The organism is Sulfobacillus harzensis (assembly GCF_012933365.1).
GTDB classification, from domain to species: Bacteria; Bacillota; Sulfobacillia; order Sulfobacillales; family Sulfobacillaceae; genus Sulfobacillus_B; species Sulfobacillus_B harzensis.
Genome location: NZ_JABBVZ010000018.1, coordinates 1 through 21,624 on the forward strand (window position 1 = coordinate 1; position 21,624 = coordinate 21,624).

The window sequence follows — 21,624 nt, forward strand, 5'->3', positions numbered from 1 at the left end:
GGTCGTCCCCCTCGCGCACGCTGAGACTACTGGGGCCGCAGGGCCCCGGGATCATCAGGCCGTGCCGACCCATTTTTTGGCAGGTATGTTTAGCCGTGGGAGTTGACCCGTTTCCATCCCGAACACGGTTGTCCCCCTCACGTACGCTGAGACTACTGGGGCCGCAGGGCCCTGGCATTATCGGGCCATGCCCGCCCGTCATTTCACGCCCGCTCCTCACGAGCGGGTTCTTCTTATGCCGTTGCCGATATTACGTACACGTAATATAATAATACCAAATCGAAACAAGGAGAATCGGATGAGCCGCGTAGACTTTCCATTGAATACGTTGCCGCTGCCCGCTGAGGATATTGTGGGGCGGGAAGATGTTCTAAACAACATGGTGGACCGCATGCTTCATCAGCAAAGCATCCTTATTCCCGGCCCACGGCGCACCGGAAAGACTGCCGTCGCACTGGAACTCTTGCGGCGTTTGCGTGATCAGCATCAGATGCTGGTGGCGAGCGTGGACCTGTTTGAGTGCGCGGACGGACGTGATTTGTCCCGAAAAATTGTGACCGCCTGTCTTGAGAATATTGATGCCAAATGGACGCGGTTTCGAAGCGTGGTGGATCGTGATCTGGCCGTCGGAATCCGCGAATCGTCGCTGACCATTCGAATCTTGGGCGTCGACCTGATTAAATGGGCCTACCATTTGGAAAAACTTGAGACGGGGGAACTGTTGGATCGCGCCCTCGATTTTCCCGAAGCCATGGCGCAACGGCTCGGCCGCCCCATGGCGTTGGTGTTTGACGAGTTCCAAGAGGCATCAGGGTTGGGCGGCGAAGCCTTGATGAAGCGGATGCGGGCCCATTGGCAGCGCCAGCGCCGAACCTCGTATTGCTTCCTCGGCAGTCAAGGCGGCGTCATGCGGGATCTGTTTGGTCAAAGTCGACAGCCCCTGTATCGCTTTGCCGATATCCTCCCCCTTCCGCCTATTCCAGTGGCGGATTGGATCGTCTATGCGCGCTCTAAATTTGAAGCTCAGGGAATCACGGTGCGGGAGGCATCATTGGAGGAGTTGGTGGTGCGGACCGGCGGACATCCGTTCGATACCATGAAGGTTCTGCAACATTTAGCTCGCATTCAGGATCGGGAAACTGCCCCCGTGATTACCCGCGATCTCTGTTGGTTGGCCCATCAGGAAGCCGCCGAGGAATTAGCCCGCTATTTCGAAGCCGAAATCGCCGGCCTGCAACTCCCTTATGCGAGGGCCATGCTTTTGCGGCTGGCTCGGGGAGAAGGCCTCTATGTGCCGGGCATTAATCCTGGTCAAAATAAGCGGACGGTGGATGGCTTGGTGCGCGCGGGTGTTTTGCGACGGGTCGCCCCTCGCCGCTATCAATTTGAGGAGCCCATGCTGGCCGAATTTTTGGCGCAACATTGACGGCTACATATTTAACAGATTTTTGCCCACGCTATAGACAGCGCTGGTTGTTATGCTATAATCAGGAAAGACAAAGTAAGTCAAAGACAAAGCGAGTGAGATTGAATGGCAAGCATGGCCGACGAAATTGAGGCCTACCTTCGAGCCCTGATACAAAATTCGCCGGATGGGGCGATCGTCATCCAACGGACGCAGATTGCTGAACGGTTCGATTGCGTTCCGTCTCAAATTAGCTATGTGCTGATGACGCGGTTTACTCCCGACCGCGGCTATGTCGTCGAAGGCCGACGCGGCGGCGGGGGGAATATTCGAGTTCGGAAGCTGGAGGCAGAGCAGCAAGAGTTGGTGGCGCTCCTGCACAAAGTGGAAGCGATCGACCAGGCTCGGGCGTTCGGCTTGATTGTCCGGGTGATGGAAGCCGGACTCATTTCAGAGCGCGAAGCCGGTGTCATGCAATCCGCCTTGAAGCGGGACGTGTTGCAAATTGATCTGCCGGAACGCGACCGCGTCCGTGCCCGGCTATTGCGGGCAATGCTGACTGCCGCGTTTGGCGAGTAGGGGGGAGACCAATGGGCGAGGAACTGATGATGTGTCAACGGTGTCATGAAAAGCCGGCCCAAGTGCACTTCAGCAAGGTGGTCAACGGCGAAAAGTCTGATCGCTTCTTGTGCGAGGACTGTGCGCGCGAGGAGGGCGCCTTTCATTTCATGTTGGGTCCGCAGTTCACGGTCCAGCAGGTGCTGGGCAGTCTCATTGGACAGGCTGGGGTGCCCGCCAATCGCACCGTCCCGGAGGGCCGGTCATGTCCCCATTGCGGCTACACATATCGCCAATTTGCGGAAAGTGGGCGATTAGGGTGCGATCGCTGCTATGAAGCCTTTAAAGAGGAGTTGGGCCCCCTAGTGCTAAGGCTCCATGGGAGGGCGGAGCACCGCGGAAAGCTTCCCAGACGGGGGGCCAAGCATCTTGCGGCAGTGCGTGAGTTGGAGCGTCTGCGGCAGAAAATGGCTGACGCCATTCAACGTGAGGCGTTTGAAGAGGCGGCCGAGATTCGCGACCAGATTCGTCGCTTGACGGGAGGTGAGGCTCAATGACCCCGGGGTTTAGTCAGTGGATGAATGGCCATGGACCCGAAGGCGAGATTGTATTGTCGAGCCGCATCCGTCTGGCGCGAAATTTGGCCGGCGTGCCGTTCCCGCATCGGATGGATGATCAACAAGGCCAACACATGCTGGAGCAAGTCGAGCACGCTGTGGGCCAGGTAGAGCCGGGCTGGGGCATTCGCTTTCGCCAATTGGATAGTCTGACGCCGCTGGAACGCCAGTTGCTCATGGAAAAGCATCTGGTGAGCCCTCTCTTGATTCAAAACCCGATTCGCTATGAGAGTGTGGCCTTGGACGAGCGGGAAAGCATTAGCATCATGGTGAATGAAGAGGATCATTTGCGCATCCAAGTGCTCTTGCCGGGACTACAGCTGGATGAGGCATGGCAGGCGGCCAACCGGTTGGATGATGCCCTGGAGCAGCATTTGGACTTCGCCTATGACGAAAGCCGCGGATATTTGACGGCATGGCCCACAAACTTGGGCACTGGCCTTCGAGCGTCGGTAATGTTGCACCTGCCGGGATTGGTCATGACGCGGCAAGCGTCTCAGGTATTCACGACCTTGGCTCAGGTGGGGATCGTGGTTCGGGGGCTATACGGGGAAGGTTCGGAAGCACTCGGCAACATCTTTCAAATCTCTAATCAGGTGTCCTTGGGATTAACCGAAGAAGAGTTGGTGCACAATCTCACGGTTGTTGCCCAGCAAATTGTAGGCCGTGAACGGAATGCCCGTCAGCACTTAATGTCCAGCGCGGGTCTCGCCTTGGCGGACCGCGTGGGCCGTTCCTGGGGCATCTTGACCAACGCACGGGTGATGACCTCCGATGAGGCCTTAAAGCTCTTGTCGGACGTGCAGTTAGGGAGTGACCTCAACCTCTTGGAAGGGCCACTGCCGTGCACTTTTTCTCAGTTGACCCTGATGACCCGGCCGGCCTACTTGCAAATTGAGGCGGGCCGTGAACTGAGCCCCGTCGAGCGGGATCAAATTCGGGCCCAGACGCTGAGACGCCATCTTTTGGGGAAAGATTAGGGGGACCGGGCTCTGCATGAGTTGTGACTTTCAACGTATTGTGAAGGGAAAGAGGGATAGCATGTTTGGACAGTTTACTGAAAAGGCACGCCGCGTGGTCATCCACGCGCAGGATGAAGCGCGCCGCATGGGCCACAACTTCGTCGGCACCGAGCATTTGCTCTTGGGACTTATTCGTGAAAGCAACTCGCTTCCCGCGAAAATTCTCCAATCTATCGGATTAGATTTGGAGACGGTTCGAGCAGAGGTGCTGAAGGCTACTGGGCGTGGTCCGGCCATCGGACCCAATGAGGAAGTCACCTTCACGCCACGGGCAAAAAAGGTGGTTTTGGAGTTGGCGGGAGAAGAGGCACGGGCCTTGAATCAGAACTATATCGGACCGGAACATCTTCTTTTGGGTCTCATTCGCGAAGGCGAAGGGGTGGCGGCACAGGTGCTTTTGGCTGCTGGTGCCGACCTAAACAAGGTCCGCCACCAGCTGATGCATGCAAATAGCAATGTTGGCACCAATGCTGCCTCGAGCGAGTCGCCGCAGCAAGTCAACACGCCCACGCTTGACCTATACGGACGAGACCTGACGCAAATGGCCCGGGACGGCAAGCTGGATCCAGTGATTGGCCGGGATAAGGAAGCGGAGCGCGTGATTCAGATTCTCAGTCGACGGACGAAGAACAATCCGGTGTTGATTGGGGAGCCAGGCGTCGGCAAGACGGCCGTGGTGGAAGGACTGGCGGAGCGCATTGTGGAGAACAAGGTGCCGGAAATCCTTAAAGACCGACGGGTCGTGGCTTTGGATCTGGGCGCCATGCTAGCGGGTTCCAAATACCGCGGCGAGTTCGAGGATCGCTTGAAGCGGGCGATGAACGAAATTCGCGAAGCCAAGAACGTGATTCTTTTCATTGACGAGATGCACACTATCGTGGGTGCCGGCGCGGCTGAAGGGGCCATTGATGCGGCCAATATTCTCAAGCCGGCCTTGGCCCGGGGAGAGCTTCAGGCTATCGGCGCCACGACTCTCGACGAGTATCGAAAATATGTGGAGCGCGATCCGGCGCTGGAGCGGCGATTCCAGCCAATCATGGTTGAAGAGCCGTCTACCGAGGAAGCAGTGCAGATCTTGATGGGGTTGCGCGACCGCTATGAGGCGCATCATCGCGTCAACATTACGCCCGACGCCATCGAAGCCGCGGTGCGCCTGTCCGACCGCTATGTATCGGACCGTTACCTGCCCGACAAGGCGATCGATTTGATTGATGAGGCCGCGTCGCGGGTTCGTCTGACAAGCTATGTGGCCCCGCCGGATTTGAAGGATCTGGCTGGAAAGTTGGAGGAAGTCCGCAAGGAAAAGGAAGCGGCGGTACAGGCGCAGGAATTTGAAAAGGCCGCGCAGATGCGGGACGAGGAGCAAAAGCTGCGCGAACAATTGGACCACGAGACTCAAGAATGGCACAACCGCCAGCGGGTGGAGACCATCAATGTCACTCCCGACGATATCGCCCATATTGTGTCGTCTTGGACCGGCATCCCCGTCGAGCGGCTGGCTGGCGAGGAATCGGAACGCCTGTTGCACCTGGAAGAGGAATTGCATCAGCGTGTGGTCGGACAGGATGAGGCGGTGCACGCGATTAGCCGAGCGATTCGGCGGGCGCGAGCGGGACTCAAGAATCCGCGGCGTCCCATTGGGTCCTTCCTGTTTTTGGGCCCGACCGGTGTAGGCAAGTCGGAGTTGGCCAAGGCATTGGCCGCCTCCCTATTCGGCGATGAAGATGCCATGGTTACCATCGACATGTCGGAATATATGGAGCGGCACGCCGTCTCCCGTTTGATGGGGGCTCCGCCCGGATATGTTGGCTACGAGGAAGGCGGTCAGTTGACGGAGGCCGTACGACGCCATCCGTACTCGGTGGTCCTGTTGGACGAGATTGAGAAGGCCCATCCGGAAGTGTTCAATGTGCTGCTGCAAGTGCTGGAAGAAGGCCGGTTGACCGAAGCCAAGGGCCGGACGGTGGACTTCCGCAATACGGTGATCATCATGACCTCCAACGTGGGAGCCGACGTCATCAAGCGCCAAGGCACCATTGGCTTCCGCAAGGACAGTGAAGACACCGCCTATCGCGACATGAAGGATCGCTTGATGGATGAGGTCAAGCACACGTTCCGGCCGGAGTTCATCAACCGTGTGGACGAAATTATTGTCTTCCATGAGCTCTCCGAACAACATCTGTCGGAGATAGTAGGAATTATGTTGAAGGAGGTCGAAGAGCGTATTGGGCAAAACGGGTACCATCTGAGCGTCACCGACGATGCCAAGGCGGTGATCGCCAAGGAAGGATTCGACCCCGTCTTTGGGGCGCGCCCACTACGCCGTGCCATTCAGCATCTGGTGGAGGACGAGTTGGCCGAACAGATTCTGGCTGGCAAGTTCCAAGAAGGTGCGCATATCCTGGTTGATGCGAAGGATGGTCGCCTGGTGTTCACCCAAATGGAAGAGAGCAAGCCACGGGCTGCCGCTTCCAAGAAAGGATCGTGACACTCATCCGGGAACGTACGCGCTATAGCTGCCAAGTGTGCGGCACCGGCAGCGCCCGATGGTTGGGGCGCTGCCCGGGCTGCGGTGGCTATAATACCATGGTTGAGGAGACTGTCGAGGATGACCGTCATTCTCGTTCGGCTAAAAATAGCGCCCGCGATCCCGTCCTCTTGAGCCACGTGTCAACCGACCCCATTGCCCGGCAAAGTACAGGCATTGCAGAGGTTGATCGGGTTCTTGGTGGCGGGATTGTTCCGGGTGCTTTTGTGTTGTTGGGGGGTGACCCGGGCATCGGCAAGTCAACCCTCTTGCTGCAAATCGCGGCCCACGTTAGCCAAGAGGGCCCGGTTCTCTATGTGACCGCCGAGGAATCGGAGGCTCAGACACGGATCCGTGCGGAGCGGCTCGGCGTTCAAAGCGACAACTTGTTCCTTTTGGCAGAGGGCGATATCGGCGTCGTGATTCAGGCCATTCAGTCGCGTCCTTGGTTGATGGCAGTGGTCGACTCATTACAAACCACCTTTAACCCCGAATTGGAGTCGGCGCCGGGCTCGGTGGCGCAGGTGCGCGATGTCGCGTCTCAGGTGATGCGGGCGGCGAAAAAAGGATGTCCGGTCTTTTTGGTCGGACATGTGAACAAGGAAGGGTCAATGCGGCCCGCAGCTTAAGGCAACTTAGGCTGAAGCACTGGGCTATATGCATGAAACGCCCAATGAGCCAAGCACGAGAGTCCTTGGCTGGGGCCAATATGCAGGAAACAAGGAGGGGCCTTGGATCCTCAGAGACAATATGCCCAGCTCCTGACCCTATGGTCGGAGGGCTCCAAGCTTTTTCGCCGGCAGAAGCATTATCGCAGCCGCAAAGACGATCGCTGGGATGGATGGTGGCGGTTGGGACGGCGTATGGTGGAACGGGGGCTTTCGGTTTTGCCGGTACCACTCGCATCACCGATGCTGGTGGCGGCGGTTGGGGAGCGCTGGTTTACCATTGCCGGGCTTTCCGACGTGGAGAAAGGTATTGCGCGGGATCCCGTCATTATTCTGAGACACCGGGCCGAGGCCGCCCTGCACTGGGACGGTCGTTGGTCTCTTCATCACGATTTAGCACTGCGGCTGGGACCCAAAGGCTGGCGCATGCTGCTCGAATGGCCCCGTCCGGGGTGCTGTGAGATCTTGACGGTTTCGAGCGTGGAGGCGTCCTTAACTCTTATCGGCGCTGTGGGACGGCACCCAGCCATGTTTAAGGAGCTGCCGCTGGCTGACTGGGAATTGGCCTCGCAAATGCTGCGCCACCCCGGTCGGCGGTTCCCTGCGTCGCACCCGCTACCCGTTGAGCTGGGATTTCGGTTTGATCGTCACCGTGAAGAAGCTTGGTACCAAGGTCAGGATGAAGACAGTGTCCAATGCGCTAGCAGGTCCTCGGGTGGTGGAACACCTGGTGGACGTGGTATTAATGTTTGAAGGCGATCGACAGCACGTGTTCCGCATGCTGCGGGGCATCAAGAATCGATTTGGCTCGACCAGCGAACTCGGATTGTTTGCCATGGAGGGTGACGGGTTGGTTCCCGTTGAGGACCCATCCCGGGCTCTTTTGGCGGAACGGCCGGAGGATGTGCCGGGGTCAGCCGTCGTGGCCGCCGTTGAGGGCAGTCGGCCGCTATTGGTGGAGGTCCAGGCGCTGCTGGTCCGTTCGTATGGGACGCCGCGCCGGGTGGTGTCCGGCATGGATCCGCACCGCGTCGCGCTGGTGCTGGCAGTCATTGAGCGGCATCTTGGCCTTCGGGTATCAGAAATGGATGCCTTCTTCAAGCTTACGGGTGGGGTATCGCTCGATGATCCGGCGCTGGATCTCGGCATCATGGCGGCAGCCGTCAGCAGTGTCACCGGCCATCCGGTGCCGACCGACTGGGTTGTGGCGGGCGAGATTGGATTGACAGGCGAATTGCGGCGGGTTAGCCGTATGGGTGAGCGTCTTAACGAGGCGCAAAACCTCGGGTTTCGCCGGGCCCTCATTCCTGGCCGCCTGTCCGAAATTCAACCCGGCCTCACAGTGGTGTCGGCGGACAAGGTGGATGTTGCCATGGCGCGTCTCGGCTTAAACGAGCGGGACTAGACGAGGGGAGGGGAAGTATGGACGGGATGTTCAAGCAAGTAGCCAAGGTGGCTCCGGGAACCCCGCTTCGGGATGCCATTGACCGCATTATTCGAGCGCGCACCGGAGCGATGATTGTTATCGGCGGGGAGCCGGATATTGATGAGGATTGCCAAGGAGGCTTTCGCTTGGACGTTCCGGTCCATCCGTCCCTCGTCTATGAGTTGGCCAAAATGGACGGTGCAATTTTGCTGGATAGTACCATGAGCCGCATTCGCATGGCCAATGTGGAGATGGTGCCGCATCTCGCTGCATCGACCACAGAGACCGGCATCCGTCATCGCACGGCCGACCGCGTTGCAAAAACACGCAACGCCTTGGTGGTGGCCATTTCAGAACGTCGCGGCACGGTTTCCCTCTACTTCCAAGGCGAACGCTTTGTGTTGCACGATTTGAGCTACATCTTGACCAAGGCACAAGGGGCGGTAAACTCGCTCTCGCGTTACGACCGGCTATTTCGGGGCGCAAGCCGCCGGTTGGCGGAGGCGGAATTATACGCCGGGGTGATGTTGGAAGATGTTGTGGAAGTGCTCCGCCGTGGGTTGGTTGCGCATGAAATCCGCCAAGAGCTCGAAGGCTACATTGTGGAGTTGGGAAAGGATGGCCATCTTATCGACTTGCAAATGGAGGAGTTTCCCGACATACTCCGTGAATGGCATTGGATTTGGCATGACTATCAGGCGGAAGACGGCGCGCCGATCAACCTGCGCGACAATGCCTCCCAATTGACCGATGATGACTGGTATCAAGCCCTTGGATACAGCAAAAGGTCTGGCGAGCGGCTCCTAATTCCTCGCGGATATCGGGTGCTGCATCAGGTGCCGCGGTTGCCGGATGGCATCATTCAACAATTGATCAAGCGCTATCAAGACGTTCGGGCGCTGGCATCGGCCAGCATCGCCGATTTGGATGAAGTCGAAGGCGTCGGTCCTCAGCGCGCCTCGCTCATCTACCGCGCATTGCATCCGCAGGACAACAATTAGCGTTTTGGGACCATTCTGCATGGGTCTGTGCCCAGAGGGCATTCTATCCTCATTCTTAGGCTAAAGGATGAGGGACATGCATATTCTCAGGCTGCTGCTGGCGTTCTGGCTCATGGCCCAGGGCGTGGTTGCGCCAGCGGCTTCAACGGCCTCCATACCCACTGTCGTCAACCAGTTAGTGCAGAAGCAGGACTCAGCCACGCTAACCGATAACCGTAGGATGTTGGAGCAAGTATATTGGCCCCAGAGCGACCAGGCCCACCGTGTTTATGAGAAAGCGTTGCAACGTGCCGCCTACCTGAAAGACTGGTCTCGAGCCCGACAAATTCAATTTGATGGGGTCTTGGTTCACGTGCGTACGGGCAAAATCCGATGGCTCGGCCCTGACGAGGTCCGCGTGTACGGTGCCGATCAGGCGCAGTACCGGTATCATCATAAGGTAGGCAACACGGCGGAGAGTCGGTTTGGCATTGGCGTGTACCATTGGTATATTCTCGCTCAGAAGGATGGCGTCTGGTACATCAAGGATGACGATTTTATCGATCCGCTAAATCAAGACACCCGTCTCAAGGGCGCGGCGGCTCCCGCCGTCATTCAGGTAAAGCCCGAGCATCGCCGTCAGGAACCGCTCTCCCAAGGCGCGAAGGATGCTATTCACTATGCTGAACGGTACTGTGGTGCTGCGCCTGGATGCGGCAATGACAATCGCTACCATCCGGAGTATGCCGACTATAACTGGAACGGCGGCGACTGCACGAACTTTATTTCGCAAGTGCTGCACGCGGGGGGATTTCCGGAAAACGGCGAATGGAATGGGCGTTACGGCGGAACGCCGGCCTGGATCAATGCCACCCGCTTTGCCCAATATCTTCGTCGATCCGGCCGCGCTACCGTGTTTGCCAGCGGGACGCTCCCAAGCTTAATACAGCCCGGGCCCGATGGTCGTTCGGCGCTCGACGACCTTAATCCCGGGGATATCATCGCCTATTTTGAAACCGGGCGGGTGGTACACAATGCGATCGTAGTCGGCTTTGACCCCGACGGCTATCCGGTGGTGATTAGCCATTCCGCCGACCGTTATCGGGTTCCATGGGACCTTGGCTGGGACCGTACTACCCGCTACCTTTTCTACCACGTGCATTATCCAGCCGTGGGCGCTAATAAAGACCAGGCCAGTCCCAACAGCACCGCGAGTCCCGTCATGATGAGCGTCGGATGCGAGAGATGAACGGTGAGAAGCGCGAGACCAGCCAGGGCCATGAGCGGCGGGAGAGGCCAGAGCGGGAGGCGATACGGCGCGGGGCTTCGGTCCCAGCGGCTTTTGAGGCTGGCAGCGACGACGCCGGCATAAATGATGATGATGAGGCTTCCGCCGAGCATAACCAGCATGTCGACTCCAGAGAGCGCGAGTACGGCAAGATTGAGCAACCCCAGAAGGCTGAGAGCCCCCATGGGCACGCCTCGGGCACTGATCCAGCCCGCCCAGCGATTCAAGAGGGGTGGCCATTGCTGATCGCGGGCGATCGCGAAGAAAATCCGGCTGTAGCTCATTAAGGTGGAGAGCCCGGTATCGAATAGGGCCACCACAATGCCGATCAACAGAAGGAGCCGCGCCCAGGGCCAGGACAAATTGCGGGTAACCAATGAGGCCAAGGGTAGGGACCCTGCGTCTAAATGCAGGGTGGGCAGGGCCAAGGTGGCGACAATCACCATGCTTAGTTCCACGCCGATGGTTGCGAGCGCCGACCCCCAAATGACGCGGCCCAATTGTCGGGGGCGAGTCGTGCTCTCTTCACTGTAATAGAGCGAGGCCTGTGGTCCATTGAGTCCGTAGAGGGCCGCCACCGCCGCCTCCATCCAACTGCCGGACAGGATGGGACCTGATGCGGTTTGGGGGCGGATGAGCACGGATGCCGGTTGATGGAGGTGGGAGAGAGCGGTCACCAAGAACAAGAGGAAAACAGCACATTCCACGGTAACCATGATCGATACCACGGCACTGGATGTCCGAATGTCGCGGCTCCCCAACAGCATCCAGAGGAGGAGCGCGGCCGCGGCGCCTAGTCCCGTGGGGAGATGAGGCCATGCTTGACGGGCATAGGTGGCCGTCGAGAGCGCCAGTAGGGCCGGGATGGCCAGCCCCTTGATGAAAAACAACACGGCGTAGACACTGCCTGCACTCCGCCCCAACGACCGGGCGGCGAGGGCGTAATCTCCCCCGGCTTCCGGGTATCGACTGCCCACTTCCGCGTACGAGAGCATGACCAACAGATTCATCATCGCACCCGCCGCGTAACCAAGCACAATCCCGGTACCGGCCGTCCGGTAGGCGGTGGAATAGGTGAGGAAGACCGAGGAGGCTGGGGCAATCAGGGCAAAGGTGAGACCGAGCAAGCGCCCCAGGCCGATGACCGGCCGAAGCCCGGAACTGGACATCCTGATCGCCTCCCAAAGGACATCCTATGCGGACGGCACGACCATTAGGATGCCTCGTCGTGGACGCAAAAGGAGGTTCTCGGAACGAATTATGTCGTATAAATCTTTGCTCCGAGGGCTGTTCTGGCAACAAATTGGGCGCCTCGGACGTTGATCGGTTTGGTATGATATGATCCTCCTGAGGCGCAAAAGAAAGACCCTGCACTTGTTAATTTTTAGTATTTTATGCGCGCCTCCGGGAAGACTAAAAAATGGGTTGCTTGGAAAGAACGACCCGAATAGTCGCATGAGGAGGTGGTCGATATGGACAGGATTTTGCGGCAAGTTTTAACGGCCGTGGGAGCGCTCGTTGGGCTCGGCGTCGTATTGCGCAACCATACCGCGTGGTCGGCATGGCCGATGCTACACGCGATTGGGCATGCCCGTGAAGGAGTTCTCATTGCGGCAGGCCTGGTAGCCGGGGGACTTGTCGGTTATCTGGTGGGCCCAATTTTGGTAGCCTGGGCCACTCGGGCTGTGGTGTGGGTGGAATCTCGCTTGCAACATACGCCGACCCAGGATTTGCTTTCCGGATCGATCGGGCTCATTGTCGGGTTGGTCATCGCCTTTTTGGTTGGGACCGACCTCAGTGGTCTTGGACCCTTTGGCACGATTCTACGTGTAGCCATCACCATCGGTTTTGGTTACGTGGGACTGCGCGTGTCGATTCGGCGGAAGGACGATATCATGCGGCCGCAGTCATGGCTGCCGGCCCGGATGAAGCACCGCAACGGGCCTGAGTCTATCAAGCCTAAAATTTTGGACACCTCCGTGATTATCGACGGACGGATTGCCGACATTTGCCAGTCGGGTTTCTTGGAGGGTCCGTTGGTGATTCCAGCTTTTGTGCTGGAGGAACTCCGCCACATTGCGGATTCCGCGGACGTGCTGAAGCGCAACCGTGGCCGACGTGGACTTGATATTCTCAATCGGATTCAAAAGGAGCAGAATTCCGTCCAGATCTATGAGCGGGAGGTCGACCCCAATATGGAGGTGGATTCCAAGCTCTTGAAGTTGGCCAAGATATTGGACGGCAAAGTGGTGACCAACGACTTCAATCTCAATAAGGTGGCAGAACTCCAAGGTGTTCCGGTACTGAACATCAATGAACTGGCCAATGCTGTCAAGCCGGTGGTGCTGCCCGGGGAAGAAATGGTGGTCCACATCATTAAAGACGGCAAGGAATCGGGACAGGGAATCGGGTACTTGGATGATGGTACCATGATTGTGGTAGATGGCGGTCGCAAGTTCATTGGACAGACGGTGGCAGTACTGGTAACGTCGGTATTGCAAACTGCGGCTGGGCGCATGATTTTTGCCAAGCTGAAGTCCCAAGCTGGAGTGGAAGCGGAAGCCCGCTAACCGGGTATTGGGTCCGCAATAGGGTGGATGGAAAGCAGGGTCCGGGTGAATTCCGGACCCTGCTTCTTGTAGAATGGAGGCGGAGGCGAGGGTCACGGACGCACAGGCCATCATTGTTGCTGCGGGACAGAGCCGTCGGATGGGCGGGACCAAGAAGATTTGGATGTCATTTGACTCGAGAACGGTGCTCGAGTGGACTCTTATGCGGTTCAAAGAGGCCGGGGTGTTAAATGGCGTAGTGGTGACCCGAGACGAGGATGTAAGGCGCGTCCAGGACCTGTTGGCGGCCTTACACCTTGCGTATGCGGTAACGCCCGGGGGCGAGGAACGCTTTCTGTCGGTTCAAGCGGGGCTTCGGGCGCTGCCCAACGTATCGCCTACAACCGTGGTGCTAGTTCACGATGCGGCTCGTTTTTTGGTTCCCGCCGAGCTTATCCGCCAGGTGGCGGAGGCGGCTCGACATCATGGCGCGGCTTTGCCCGTGCTAGAAGTCCCTGATACGGTGAAACGGGTCGATTCAGAAGGGTGGGTTGCCGCGACGGTGCCCCGGAACACCCTGCGGCTTGCACAAACACCCCAAGGGTTTCATAAGGCCGTCATTGAGGCAGCCTATAGCCGTCTTTTGGGGCAAGATGTTCCCACCGATGACGCGGAGGTCGTAGAGAGGGCAGGGTTTCCTGTGATGACGATTCCGGGCGATCCCATCAATCAGAAATTGACGCGGCCCCAAGACGTGGTCTTGATGACTGCCTTGTTGAATCAAGGGGGTGAACCCGATGCGCATCGGGCAGGGGTTTGATGCCCATCCCTTCGTGGGGGGCCGGCCTTTAATTTTGGGTGGGGTATTGGTGGCGCATCCCAAAGGATTGGACGGAGACAGCGATGGGGATGTGCTGACGCATGCCATCATGGATGCTTTGCTGGGGGCCTTAGCCTTGGGGGATTTAGGCACCTGGTTTCGGGCCGACGACCCGACGGTGCACGGCGCCCGCTCAACCGACTTGCTTATGCGTGTTATGGCAATGGTGCGTGAGCGAGGATATAGCGTGGCGCAAGTGGATACCACCGTCATTGGCGAGAAGCCCAAGGTTCGTCCGTTGGTCCCGAGCATACGCGATGCGCTGTCCCCGATTTTAATGGCGGCTCCGGAGGATATTTCCATCAAGGCTACGACCACGGATCAAATGGGTTGGCTAGGGCGAGAAGAAGGGCTGGCCGCATTAGCGCTAGTGCAGTTGCAGAATCATAACGACTGATGCCGTTGGCGATGGATTGCGCGAGGAGATTCTGATACCACGCTTGCTGCAATCGCCGCGCATCAGTACGGTGGGTGATGAATCCGATCTCCACGTTGATAGCGGGCATGCGGGCAACCCGCAAGACCCATTGCCGGATGGGGCGGGGGGCATGCACAAGACCTACCGCAGGGGCGAGGCTCTTGCTGACCGCCCGGGCTAACTGATACGACGAAGGGCTGACCGGATTATAGTAAACAATCGGGCCCGCCATGCTGCCAGTGGGCTCAGAATTGACATGCACGGTGACAAAAAGGGCCGCGCCGAGATTGTTGGCGAGTACAGCTCTCTGGGTTAAGTCGCGCATCACCGTATTGGACAGCGCCCGGTCATTCTGGCGAGTGTAATAGACGCGATAGCCACGCTGCTGCAATAGCGTTCCCAATTTTAATCCCACGTCCAGAGTAATTCGTTTTTCATAGACACTGCCGCGCACCGCACCCGGATCCCACCCGCCATGTCCCGGGTCAATCACCACCAGGGGCGTGGGGCTTTGCACCGCCGCGACCGTATTTGGCGCCCGATCAATCATCAAAAACGCGCCAAACAGCAATATCCAGGCTAAAATGCTCCATCGCTTGGACAACCGACATCCCCCCATGCTATCTATGCGGGGATGGGGTTGGACAGAATCGCAGCGTTGTGTGTTTATGGTATGATCGCCATGTAAGAATCGTTGCTGTGACGGCAATTATTTTCCGAAGGCGAGCCGAACGCGGGACTTTCTCGCGGCGTGATGCCTACCCGTCACGTCGATAATCGCCTGCGCTCGGGACCTTCTCTCGCCTCGGGGAGGAGGGACGCACCGCGATGGCTGAGGCTGCGATTTCTGTCTCGAGAACACGGGCCCAACGGCGAGCCCAACAACCCCCTGGCCCGAATTATAAGTGGATTGCGCTCACGAACACCACTTTGGGCGTGTTGATGGCGGCCATCAACCAAACTATTTTGATTATCTCCTTACCGGCAATCTTCCGGGGGATTCAGATCAACCCGCTTCATAGCGGGCAATCTAGCCTAAGCCTGCTTCTCTGGATTCTCATGGGATTTAACGTGGCCACGACCATTTTGCTGGTGTCCTTCGGCCGGGTCTCAGACACCTATGGACGCGTCAAACTGTACAATCTAGGATTCCTGGTCTTCACCATTGGATCCATTTTGCTGTTTCTGACACCCGGCAAGGGCACCTCGGGCGAGTGGGAGCTCATTATCTTCAGATTTGTGCAGGGCATTGGCGGGGCATTCTTGTTTGCTAATAGCGCTGCCATCCTCACGGATGCCTTTCCCGCCAACGAACGCGGGCTGGCATTAGGGCTCAACCAGATTGCCGGAATTGGGGGCGGCGTGATTGGGCTCATTGTGGGCGGTTTGTTGTCGGCGGTTTCTTGGCGAGCGGTCTTTCTGGTCAATGTGCCTGTGGGAATAGCCGGGACCATCTGGGCCTACCTCATGCTGCGGGAAACGGCCACGACGCGTGAGGGCAAAAAAATTGACTGGTGGGGGAATCTTACGTTTGCCATTGGACTTATGGGCGTGATGGTTGGGCTTACCTATAGCATTCGTCCCTACCAAACGCACTCCATGGGTTGGCAGAGCCCCTTGGTGTTGATAAGCCTGATTGGAGGCGTGGTGCTTCTCATCGCGTTCGTGATTATCGAGCATTATGTTGACGATCCCATGTTTCACCTGAATTTGTTTCGCATTCGAGCCTTCTCGATTGGCAATTTTACCAGTCTGATGGCCTCCATTGCCCGAGGAGGACTCTCCTTCATGTTAATTATCTGGCTGCAAGGGGTGTGGCTTCCGATGCACGGCGTCTCATTTGCCAACACGCCGCTGCAAGCCGGGATTGACACAATTCCGCAGATGGCCGGATTTTTGGTCTTTGGCCCCATCAGCGGACGGCTGTCGGACAAATTCGGGGCCCGGTGGTTCGCGACCGTTGGAATGTTTGTCAGCGCTTTGGGGTTTTTCTTGCTGAATACCTTGCCCGCGGATTTCTCCTATTGGCTGTTCGCTGTCTATATTTTTGTGGTGGGTGCCGGCATGGGGCTTTTTGCATCGCCCAACACCTCGTCTATCATGAGCGCCGTGCCCGCGCGATTTCGCGGCTCGGCTTCGGGAATGCGCTCCACCTTCATGAATGCGGGCATGATGCTGTCGATGGGTATTTTCTTCTCGATGGTCATCGGTTCGCTCTCGGCGGGTCTTCCCGGGTCTATGATTCGGGGACTGTCTCGGTTTGCCCTGCCGCATAGCGTGATTGTCGGCGTGGCGCATTTGCCGCCCCTGACGGTGCTGTTTGCTGCGCTCTTGGGGTATAACCCCCTCAAGACCTTGTTGGCTTCTAACGCGAGGGGTCGCATCATCTTGAGCCATCTGCCCCATCAGCAGGCGATACGGTTGATGAGCCCGCAATTTTTCCCCCACCTCATCGCTCATCCGTTCATGGAGGCACTGCGCGTGGTGTTCCTATTCGCGGCCGGGATGTCGCTGCTGTCATCCATCCTTTCGGTGTTTCGGGGCCAGCGGTTCATTTACGATGATGCTCTAGAAGAAAAGTCCCGTGAGGTACCCCAAACGGCCAGCGTCGGGTCTCTCTTGTTGGCGCTGACGGCCGCCTGGTTAGCCCGCGATGGGGCTCTCCCGGATGCCGCACCGGAGCGGGAGGATCAGCTGCGTCGCTCGTTGGCTCTGTTGGCCTTGACGTTAGGCAAAGAGCAACCGTCCGCCATTGCTTGGGACGAGTGGACGCGCATAGCCAAAACTACAGATCGGCCCATGAAAGATGGGATACCTGGGACGTTATAGCATGTGACAAACAGGGCGGGCCGAGCGCTTCTCGTGCTCGGCCCGTTTCTGGCGTTTAGGGTGAGGCGGACACACTCAAGGCGTGCGTTCGGCGGGCAAGGTGTGCAAAACCAACATCCGAGCTTCATTAGTTTCCCGCTCGGTTTCTTCACGTACCGCATCCGGATTAGCTTCTAACCCGGGTCCTTCGTCGAAGCGGGTTTCGATATTCCCCATGATGATGGCTTCGATGGTGTCGATAAAGTGCAGGAGCGGCTGCCTTTCTGGGGGACCATAACTCCCCTTCAAGACCTCCCTGACAAAGGGGATGAGCGTTTCGCCCTCCGCGGCGAATGTGTAATAGGCCTCTACCAGTTCGTCGGTTGTCACACCATCAACCTCCTCATTTATCAATCACCGTCTTCTTCACGAATTGTCCAATCCCAATCCAAGTCCCGTCTCCGACGATGGCGGATAGCGCCGTTCCCCCGCTCAAGTGGGGACTCGGCGGCCAATTGGGAGGCTCGTTGGAGCCGCTAATAGGCCAACTGGTGGCCGGATCGGTATACGCCGACTGCGGTTCTGCCCATGTTCGTAAGCGTTGATGGGGTTCCCAAAGAGCCAGATGATGCGGGGATATCATCCAAAGTCCCCCGTTGGGCGCACTGACGGCGTTCAAGGGGGAGATGTTGACCGTGGCGATGGGTTTAAGCTGTCCCTCTGCGGCACGGGCAATATTTCCATCGGCATCAACCGTCCACACGCTCGAACCCCAGAGCCCCATGGCGACAAAGAAATCGGTTGTGGGAAGCGTGGCTACCGGCGTTAACGTATGAGTCCCGGGCCGTACTTTCAACAAGCTTTGATTCGTCTCTAGCCATACCGTGGGCTGAGCTTGTCCAGATCCGGACGTTAATGATACCGCCACTGGCTCAGCATTGTCAGGCAACGTGATGGTTGACGTCTTCCGGGTGCGAACATTCATGAGGGTGAGGTGGCTTTGTCCAACGAAATTACTGGCTACGGACGCTGTCCAGGTGCCATTCGTGACGGTGGGGCCGGGCACATTATAGCCGCCCGGGACAAAGCGCCCGGTGTCGGCGGACCAGGCGCCGACATATCCCCAGGTTCGGTACCAGACATTGTGCGATCCGCTGACGATTAACGATACGCCACCCCAGCTGGCGGATTCTTCCGGACTCAGATTGTTTAGTCCCGAATTGGGGGGGAATGGTGGATTTGCGGAGGGAACCGATACCCATTGATTTCTGAGGGTGCTGGGATTAATCCACCCTAGAACATCGGCGTTGCCGAAGGGGTTGGTGGTGCCGTAATAAATGCGATTTTGCGGCCCCATCAGGACCGAGCTAATCTGAGCGCCCTCCGCGAGCAACACCGGATCGCCCACCGAAACGGGATACCATTTTACCTGCGGCACCAGCACGGTATGGCGCAATGGTTCCCGGGATGGGGTTGTGGTTGCCAGCGTGTCCGGCGGGGTAAACCAGCCGCAGCCGGATAGGAGGACAACGGGTAGTGCCGCCAGGGCAATGGTTCGAACCCGCATTACATCATGGCCCCTTTGGCTTCGGTGCCTGATATCCGAAGGGCCACGCGAAGTTTCTGCCGAACACGGAGTCAAACAAGGGCTTGGCGCTCGGATCCTTGACGTGGAAATACTGGTCATAGATCGCGCGCGCCACAAACCCGGAGTCGGCGCCCCAGTTCCCCGCTTTGACATAGACGAGAATCGCAATTTGGGGGTTGGGCATCGGGCCAAAGGTTAGGAAGACGGCGTTGTTTTGCTTGCCGTTGACCTGGGCGGTCCCGGTCTTCGACCCTAGTGGAATAGGGAATCCCTTAAGCGCCCCATAACCGGTACCGCTGGTGCCGGTGTTGTTGATGTTAGGGCTTTGGGCCGATAACTCCATGCCCGTATGGACCGTGTTCCAGATAGAGGTCGGCAGATTAATCTTCCCCTGAACCACTGGCTTAAACTTTTTGACTACTTTGCCGTTGGGCGTCGTAATTTCCGAGACCAGGTACGGTTTATACAACGTGCCGTCGTTGGCAATGGCCGCATCAGCTCGGGCCAGGGAAATCATGGTGAAATTATCCAACCCCTGCCCGATCACGGTGTTGAGGTTTTGTCCCGGAGTCCACGGCACACCTTGAACTTTTTTCAGCAATGCCGGACTGGGCAGGGCGTTCGTTATTTCCCCGGGGAAATCAATGCCCGTCGGCTTGTTGATCAGGAATTTCTTCATCCATTTATCCATGGTATTAATCCCCATGTCATACCCCAGGGTATAGAAGAACGTGTCGTCGGAAAGTCCGATGGCCTGCTCGACGTTCAGCCAGCCAAATGAGCCGGGGTACTCCCAACTGTGGAATGAGGGGATTTTGGGAAAATATCCGGGGTCGAAAATTTCCGTCGTGGCGGTAATGACATGAGACGCCAAGGCCGATACCGCCATGATTGGCTTGAAAGTGGAGCCGGGTGGAAACGGCACGTTGATAGGGACAAAGTCCCAAAGGGGTGCGTTAGGGTTTTTGTACAGCTGATCGTAGTACTTGGCCCGCGACGGGGCGTTGGGCAAAAGCTTGTTGGGATTATAGCTGGGCAGGCTGGCCATGGCGAGGATGGCGCCGGTATGCACGTTGATTACCACCACTCCGCCTTGATTGGCGTTGGCGGAATAGGAGTTCAAGGCCGGATTCGCGTGTTGCATTGCATACATGTCGTAGGCCAACGCATTATAGGCGGTCTTTTCCAAGTTCCAGTTGATGGTGAGGTGCAGGGTGTCGCCGGGTTTCGGCACCGTGTGTCCGAATAGCTTGACGAGCTGCCCCGTTCGCGTGACTTCTGCGTATTCACCACCCGAGTGGCCGGACAAGTATTTGTTGTATTCGGCTTCCAACCCCGTGAGGCCCTTATCGTTTGTCGCGGTATTCTGTTGCAAGAATCCGATGAGATTTCCCGCTAAACTACCATACGGATCCCAGCGAACGGCCGTTGGCTGCACACGAAGATAGGGGAGGTTCGCAATGTTCTCCTCGATGACGGTCATTTGCTTGGGTGTGAGGCTGGAGTCAATAACCAAGGGCTGGTACGACGGCAGTGCCACCAGCTGCTTCTTGACCTCTTGATCAATGGTTTGGACGGACATGCCCAGGTATTTGGACAATTGGCGAACCTCACTGGCAGGCAACGGAACGCCTTGGTTAATGTAATAGAGCGTCCAGGATGGCTTTGACGTGGCGATTTGCACTCCGTCCGCCGTGACAATATTGCCTCGGGGTGCGGGAATGGGAATTTGGCGCAGCTCGTCTTGCTGGGCCAGCGCCTGGTAGTGGGCTCCGTGGGCCACCTCAAGATCCCAAAATCTCCAGCCAATGGCGGCAAAAGCCGCCGTAATAAACGACAACAGAAAAATGGCCCGGCGGCCGGTGAGCTTTTGGGGCATTGCGAAAATCTCTCCCTTAAAATCCTTGTGCCCAGTTTAACAAATGCGTGCCGATCCCGACACATATAAAACGCCCCAAACATGGGAAAAGCTACATTGAGGAAATTTTTTTGGGGAGGCGGGGCATGGGGTGGAGTAACGTGACGCACCGCCAGTTAATGGGTATCGGGGCGGCTGTGCTGTTGTGGACCACGACAGCCCACGCTGCGGACCAATCCCGGGTGGTGACATTGGGGGCTAATCTGACGGCAGCGGAGCAACGGACAATGATCCAAAGCTTTGGGACGGCCTTTCAGTCGGCGCGCCGCATTACCATCAATCATAGCCAGGAAGAGACCTTGTTGCGCGGCGTGGCACCGCAGTCGGAAATTGGCACGCGGTCTATTTCTTCGAGCGCTGTCGAAACTGAACGGTCGGGTTATGGGATTCGGGTGACGACCAAGAACATCACCTGGGTTACGCCCGCTATGTATGCCAATGCATTGGCCACAGCCGGCGTGACCAATGCCCGCGTTCAGGCCGCCGCCCCCTTTCCTGTGTCGGGAACAGCGGCCTTGGCGGGGATTCTCACCGCCTACCAGTCGGCGAGCGGCCATGTTATTCCCTATGGTCAGGAACGGACAGCGGCGCAAGAGATGATGACCACCGGGAGTTTGGGTGACCAAATTGGCAGCAAGGCGGCCGCGGCAACCCTGATGCGGCGCGTCAAAACTATCGTGCTGCAGCAGCACTTGACCACGGCGTCAGCCATTCGGCCGGTGGTGATTCGGGAGGCTAATAATCTCTCCATTAAGCTCTCCGATACACAAATCAACGAAATCACCAATTTGATGGTGTCGATTAGCCGGTTGCCAATTGACGCATCCACCTTGTCCACGCAGTTGCGCGCATGGGAACAACAAGCCGCCAGAATTGCACCGCCAGGGTTTTGGCAACAACTGGTCATCTGGCTCAAACGGATTTGGCATGCGATCACCGCGCTGTAAGGCGCGTAATTGACGACTGGGGCGC

The 21,624-nt window shown here is 57.7% G+C and carries 20 protein-coding genes and 1 pseudogene; 16 read left to right on the plus strand and 5 right to left on the minus strand.

All coding sequences use genetic code 11. The features are described 5' to 3' along the window. Nucleotides 1-298 precede the first annotated feature (298 nt). The 11 genes and pseudogenes from HIJ39_RS07270 (at nt 299) to HIJ39_RS07315 (ending at nt 10,452) form a co-directional block, all read left to right on the plus strand. On the plus strand, nt 299-1,426 hold the full coding sequence (locus HIJ39_RS07270; protein ID WP_169098191.1) for an AAA family ATPase: 1,128 nt from the start codon (nt 299-301) through the stop codon (nt 1,424-1,426). 105 nt (nt 1,427-1,531) lie between these two features. Continuing rightward, nucleotides 1,532-1,984, plus strand: a complete 453-nt coding sequence (locus HIJ39_RS07275) for a CtsR family transcriptional regulator (protein WP_169098192.1) — start codon at nt 1,532-1,534, stop codon at nt 1,982-1,984. An 11-nt stretch (nt 1,985-1,995) separates the two neighbouring features. After that, entirely contained in the window at nt 1,996-2,520 is a 525-nt protein-coding gene (locus HIJ39_RS07280; RefSeq protein ID WP_169098193.1) for a UvrB/UvrC motif-containing protein, read from the plus strand. After that, nucleotides 2,517-3,560 carry a protein arginine kinase gene (locus tag HIJ39_RS07285; protein ID WP_169098194.1) on the plus strand — a complete coding sequence of 348 codons (1,044 nt, stop codon included), beginning with the start codon at nt 2,517-2,519 and terminating at the stop codon, nt 3,558-3,560. The genes HIJ39_RS07280 and HIJ39_RS07285 overlap by 4 nt, the downstream gene beginning before the upstream one ends. Nucleotides 3,561-3,621: 61 nt before the next feature. Continuing rightward, nucleotides 3,622-6,090: an ATP-dependent Clp protease ATP-binding subunit gene (locus tag HIJ39_RS07290; RefSeq protein ID WP_169098196.1), complete on the plus strand. Its 2,469-nt coding sequence runs from the start codon at nt 3,622-3,624 to the stop codon at nt 6,088-6,090. A gap of 35 nt (nt 6,091-6,125) precedes the next feature. Continuing rightward, nucleotides 6,126-6,185, plus strand: a pseudogene (locus tag HIJ39_RS25115) (hypothetical protein); the annotation flags it as partial. Between the two features lie 3 nt (nt 6,186-6,188). Next, on the plus strand, nt 6,189-6,758 hold the full coding sequence (locus HIJ39_RS07295) for a DUF7125 family protein (RefSeq protein ID WP_243239419.1): 570 nt from the start codon (nt 6,189-6,191) through the stop codon (nt 6,756-6,758). A gap of 102 nt (nt 6,759-6,860) precedes the next feature. Beyond that, nucleotides 6,861-7,550, plus strand: a complete 690-nt coding sequence (locus HIJ39_RS07300) for a hypothetical protein (protein ID WP_169098199.1) — start codon at nt 6,861-6,863, stop codon at nt 7,548-7,550. Beyond that, nucleotides 7,486-8,202, plus strand: coding sequence for a S16 family serine protease (locus HIJ39_RS07305; protein ID WP_338055108.1), 717 nt, complete (start codon nt 7,486-7,488; stop codon nt 8,200-8,202). The genes HIJ39_RS07300 and HIJ39_RS07305 overlap by 65 nt, the downstream gene beginning before the upstream one ends. 17 nt (nt 8,203-8,219) lie before the next feature. Beyond that, entirely contained in the window at nt 8,220-9,224 is a 1,005-nt protein-coding gene (gene disA, locus HIJ39_RS07310) for a DNA integrity scanning diadenylate cyclase DisA (protein WP_169098201.1), read from the plus strand. A 76-nt stretch (nt 9,225-9,300) separates the two neighbouring features. Further along, on the plus strand, nt 9,301-10,452 hold the full coding sequence (locus HIJ39_RS07315; RefSeq protein ID WP_169098203.1) for an amidase domain-containing protein: 1,152 nt from the start codon (nt 9,301-9,303) through the stop codon (nt 10,450-10,452). Here HIJ39_RS07315 and HIJ39_RS07320 read toward each other — a convergent pair. After that, on the minus strand, nt 10,365-11,660 hold the full coding sequence (locus HIJ39_RS07320) for an APC family permease (protein WP_169098205.1): 1,296 nt from the start codon (nt 11,658-11,660) through the stop codon (nt 10,365-10,367). The genes HIJ39_RS07315 and HIJ39_RS07320 overlap by 88 nt on opposite strands. A 303-nt stretch (nt 11,661-11,963) precedes the next feature. Here HIJ39_RS07320 and HIJ39_RS07325 point away from each other — a divergent pair, with 303 nt between their 5' ends. From HIJ39_RS07325 to ispF, 3 genes are all read left to right on the plus strand, one after another. Then, complete coding sequence (locus tag HIJ39_RS07325; protein ID WP_169098207.1) at nt 11,964-13,061, plus strand: PIN/TRAM domain-containing protein; 1,098 nt, start codon at nt 11,964-11,966, stop codon at nt 13,059-13,061. Between the two features lie 73 nt (nt 13,062-13,134). Next, a complete protein-coding gene (gene ispD / locus HIJ39_RS07330) occupies nt 13,135-13,860 on the plus strand; it encodes a 2-C-methyl-D-erythritol 4-phosphate cytidylyltransferase (protein WP_169098209.1) in 726 nt (241 codons plus the stop codon). Next, the gene (gene ispF, locus HIJ39_RS07335) at nt 13,838-14,317 is read left to right on the plus strand and encodes a 2-C-methyl-D-erythritol 2,4-cyclodiphosphate synthase (RefSeq protein WP_169098211.1); all 480 of its coding nucleotides are present in this window, start codon (nt 13,838-13,840) and stop codon (nt 14,315-14,317) included. Before ispD ends, ispF begins: the two co-directional genes overlap by 23 nt. Here the strand turns inward: ispF and HIJ39_RS07340 are convergent. Continuing rightward, complete coding sequence (locus HIJ39_RS07340; protein WP_243239421.1) at nt 14,229-14,942, minus strand: N-acetylmuramoyl-L-alanine amidase family protein; 714 nt, start codon at nt 14,940-14,942, stop codon at nt 14,229-14,231. The two genes, ispF and HIJ39_RS07340, sit on opposite strands and share 89 nt — an antisense overlap. A gap of 224 nt (nt 14,943-15,166) precedes the next feature. Between HIJ39_RS07340 and HIJ39_RS07345 the strand changes: the two genes are divergently transcribed. Beyond that, nucleotides 15,167-17,167, plus strand: a complete 2,001-nt coding sequence (locus HIJ39_RS07345; protein ID WP_169098215.1) for an MFS transporter — start codon at nt 15,167-15,169, stop codon at nt 17,165-17,167. A gap of 75 nt (nt 17,168-17,242) precedes the next feature. On the opposite strand, the gene HIJ39_RS07350 is transcribed toward HIJ39_RS07345, so the two are convergent. From HIJ39_RS07350 to HIJ39_RS07360, 3 genes are read right to left on the minus strand one after another with little or no spacing between them, the layout of a single operon-like run. Beyond that, on the minus strand, nt 17,243-17,536 hold the full coding sequence (locus HIJ39_RS07350; protein ID WP_169098217.1) for a hypothetical protein: 294 nt from the start codon (nt 17,534-17,536) through the stop codon (nt 17,243-17,245). Nucleotides 17,537-17,549: 13 nt separating this feature from the next. Continuing rightward, on the minus strand, nt 17,550-18,713 hold the full coding sequence (locus HIJ39_RS07355; RefSeq protein ID WP_169098219.1) for a hypothetical protein: 1,164 nt from the start codon (nt 18,711-18,713) through the stop codon (nt 17,550-17,552). A 4-nt stretch (nt 18,714-18,717) separates the two neighbouring features. Next, complete coding sequence (locus tag HIJ39_RS07360; protein ID WP_169098221.1) at nt 18,718-20,613, minus strand: peptidoglycan D,D-transpeptidase FtsI family protein; 1,896 nt, start codon at nt 20,611-20,613, stop codon at nt 18,718-18,720. A gap of 125 nt (nt 20,614-20,738) precedes the next feature. Here HIJ39_RS07360 and HIJ39_RS07365 point away from each other — a divergent pair, with 125 nt between their 5' ends. Next, entirely contained in the window at nt 20,739-21,599 is an 861-nt protein-coding gene (locus HIJ39_RS07365) for a DUF1002 domain-containing protein (RefSeq protein WP_169098223.1), read from the plus strand. Nucleotides 21,600-21,624: the final 25 nt, after the last annotated feature.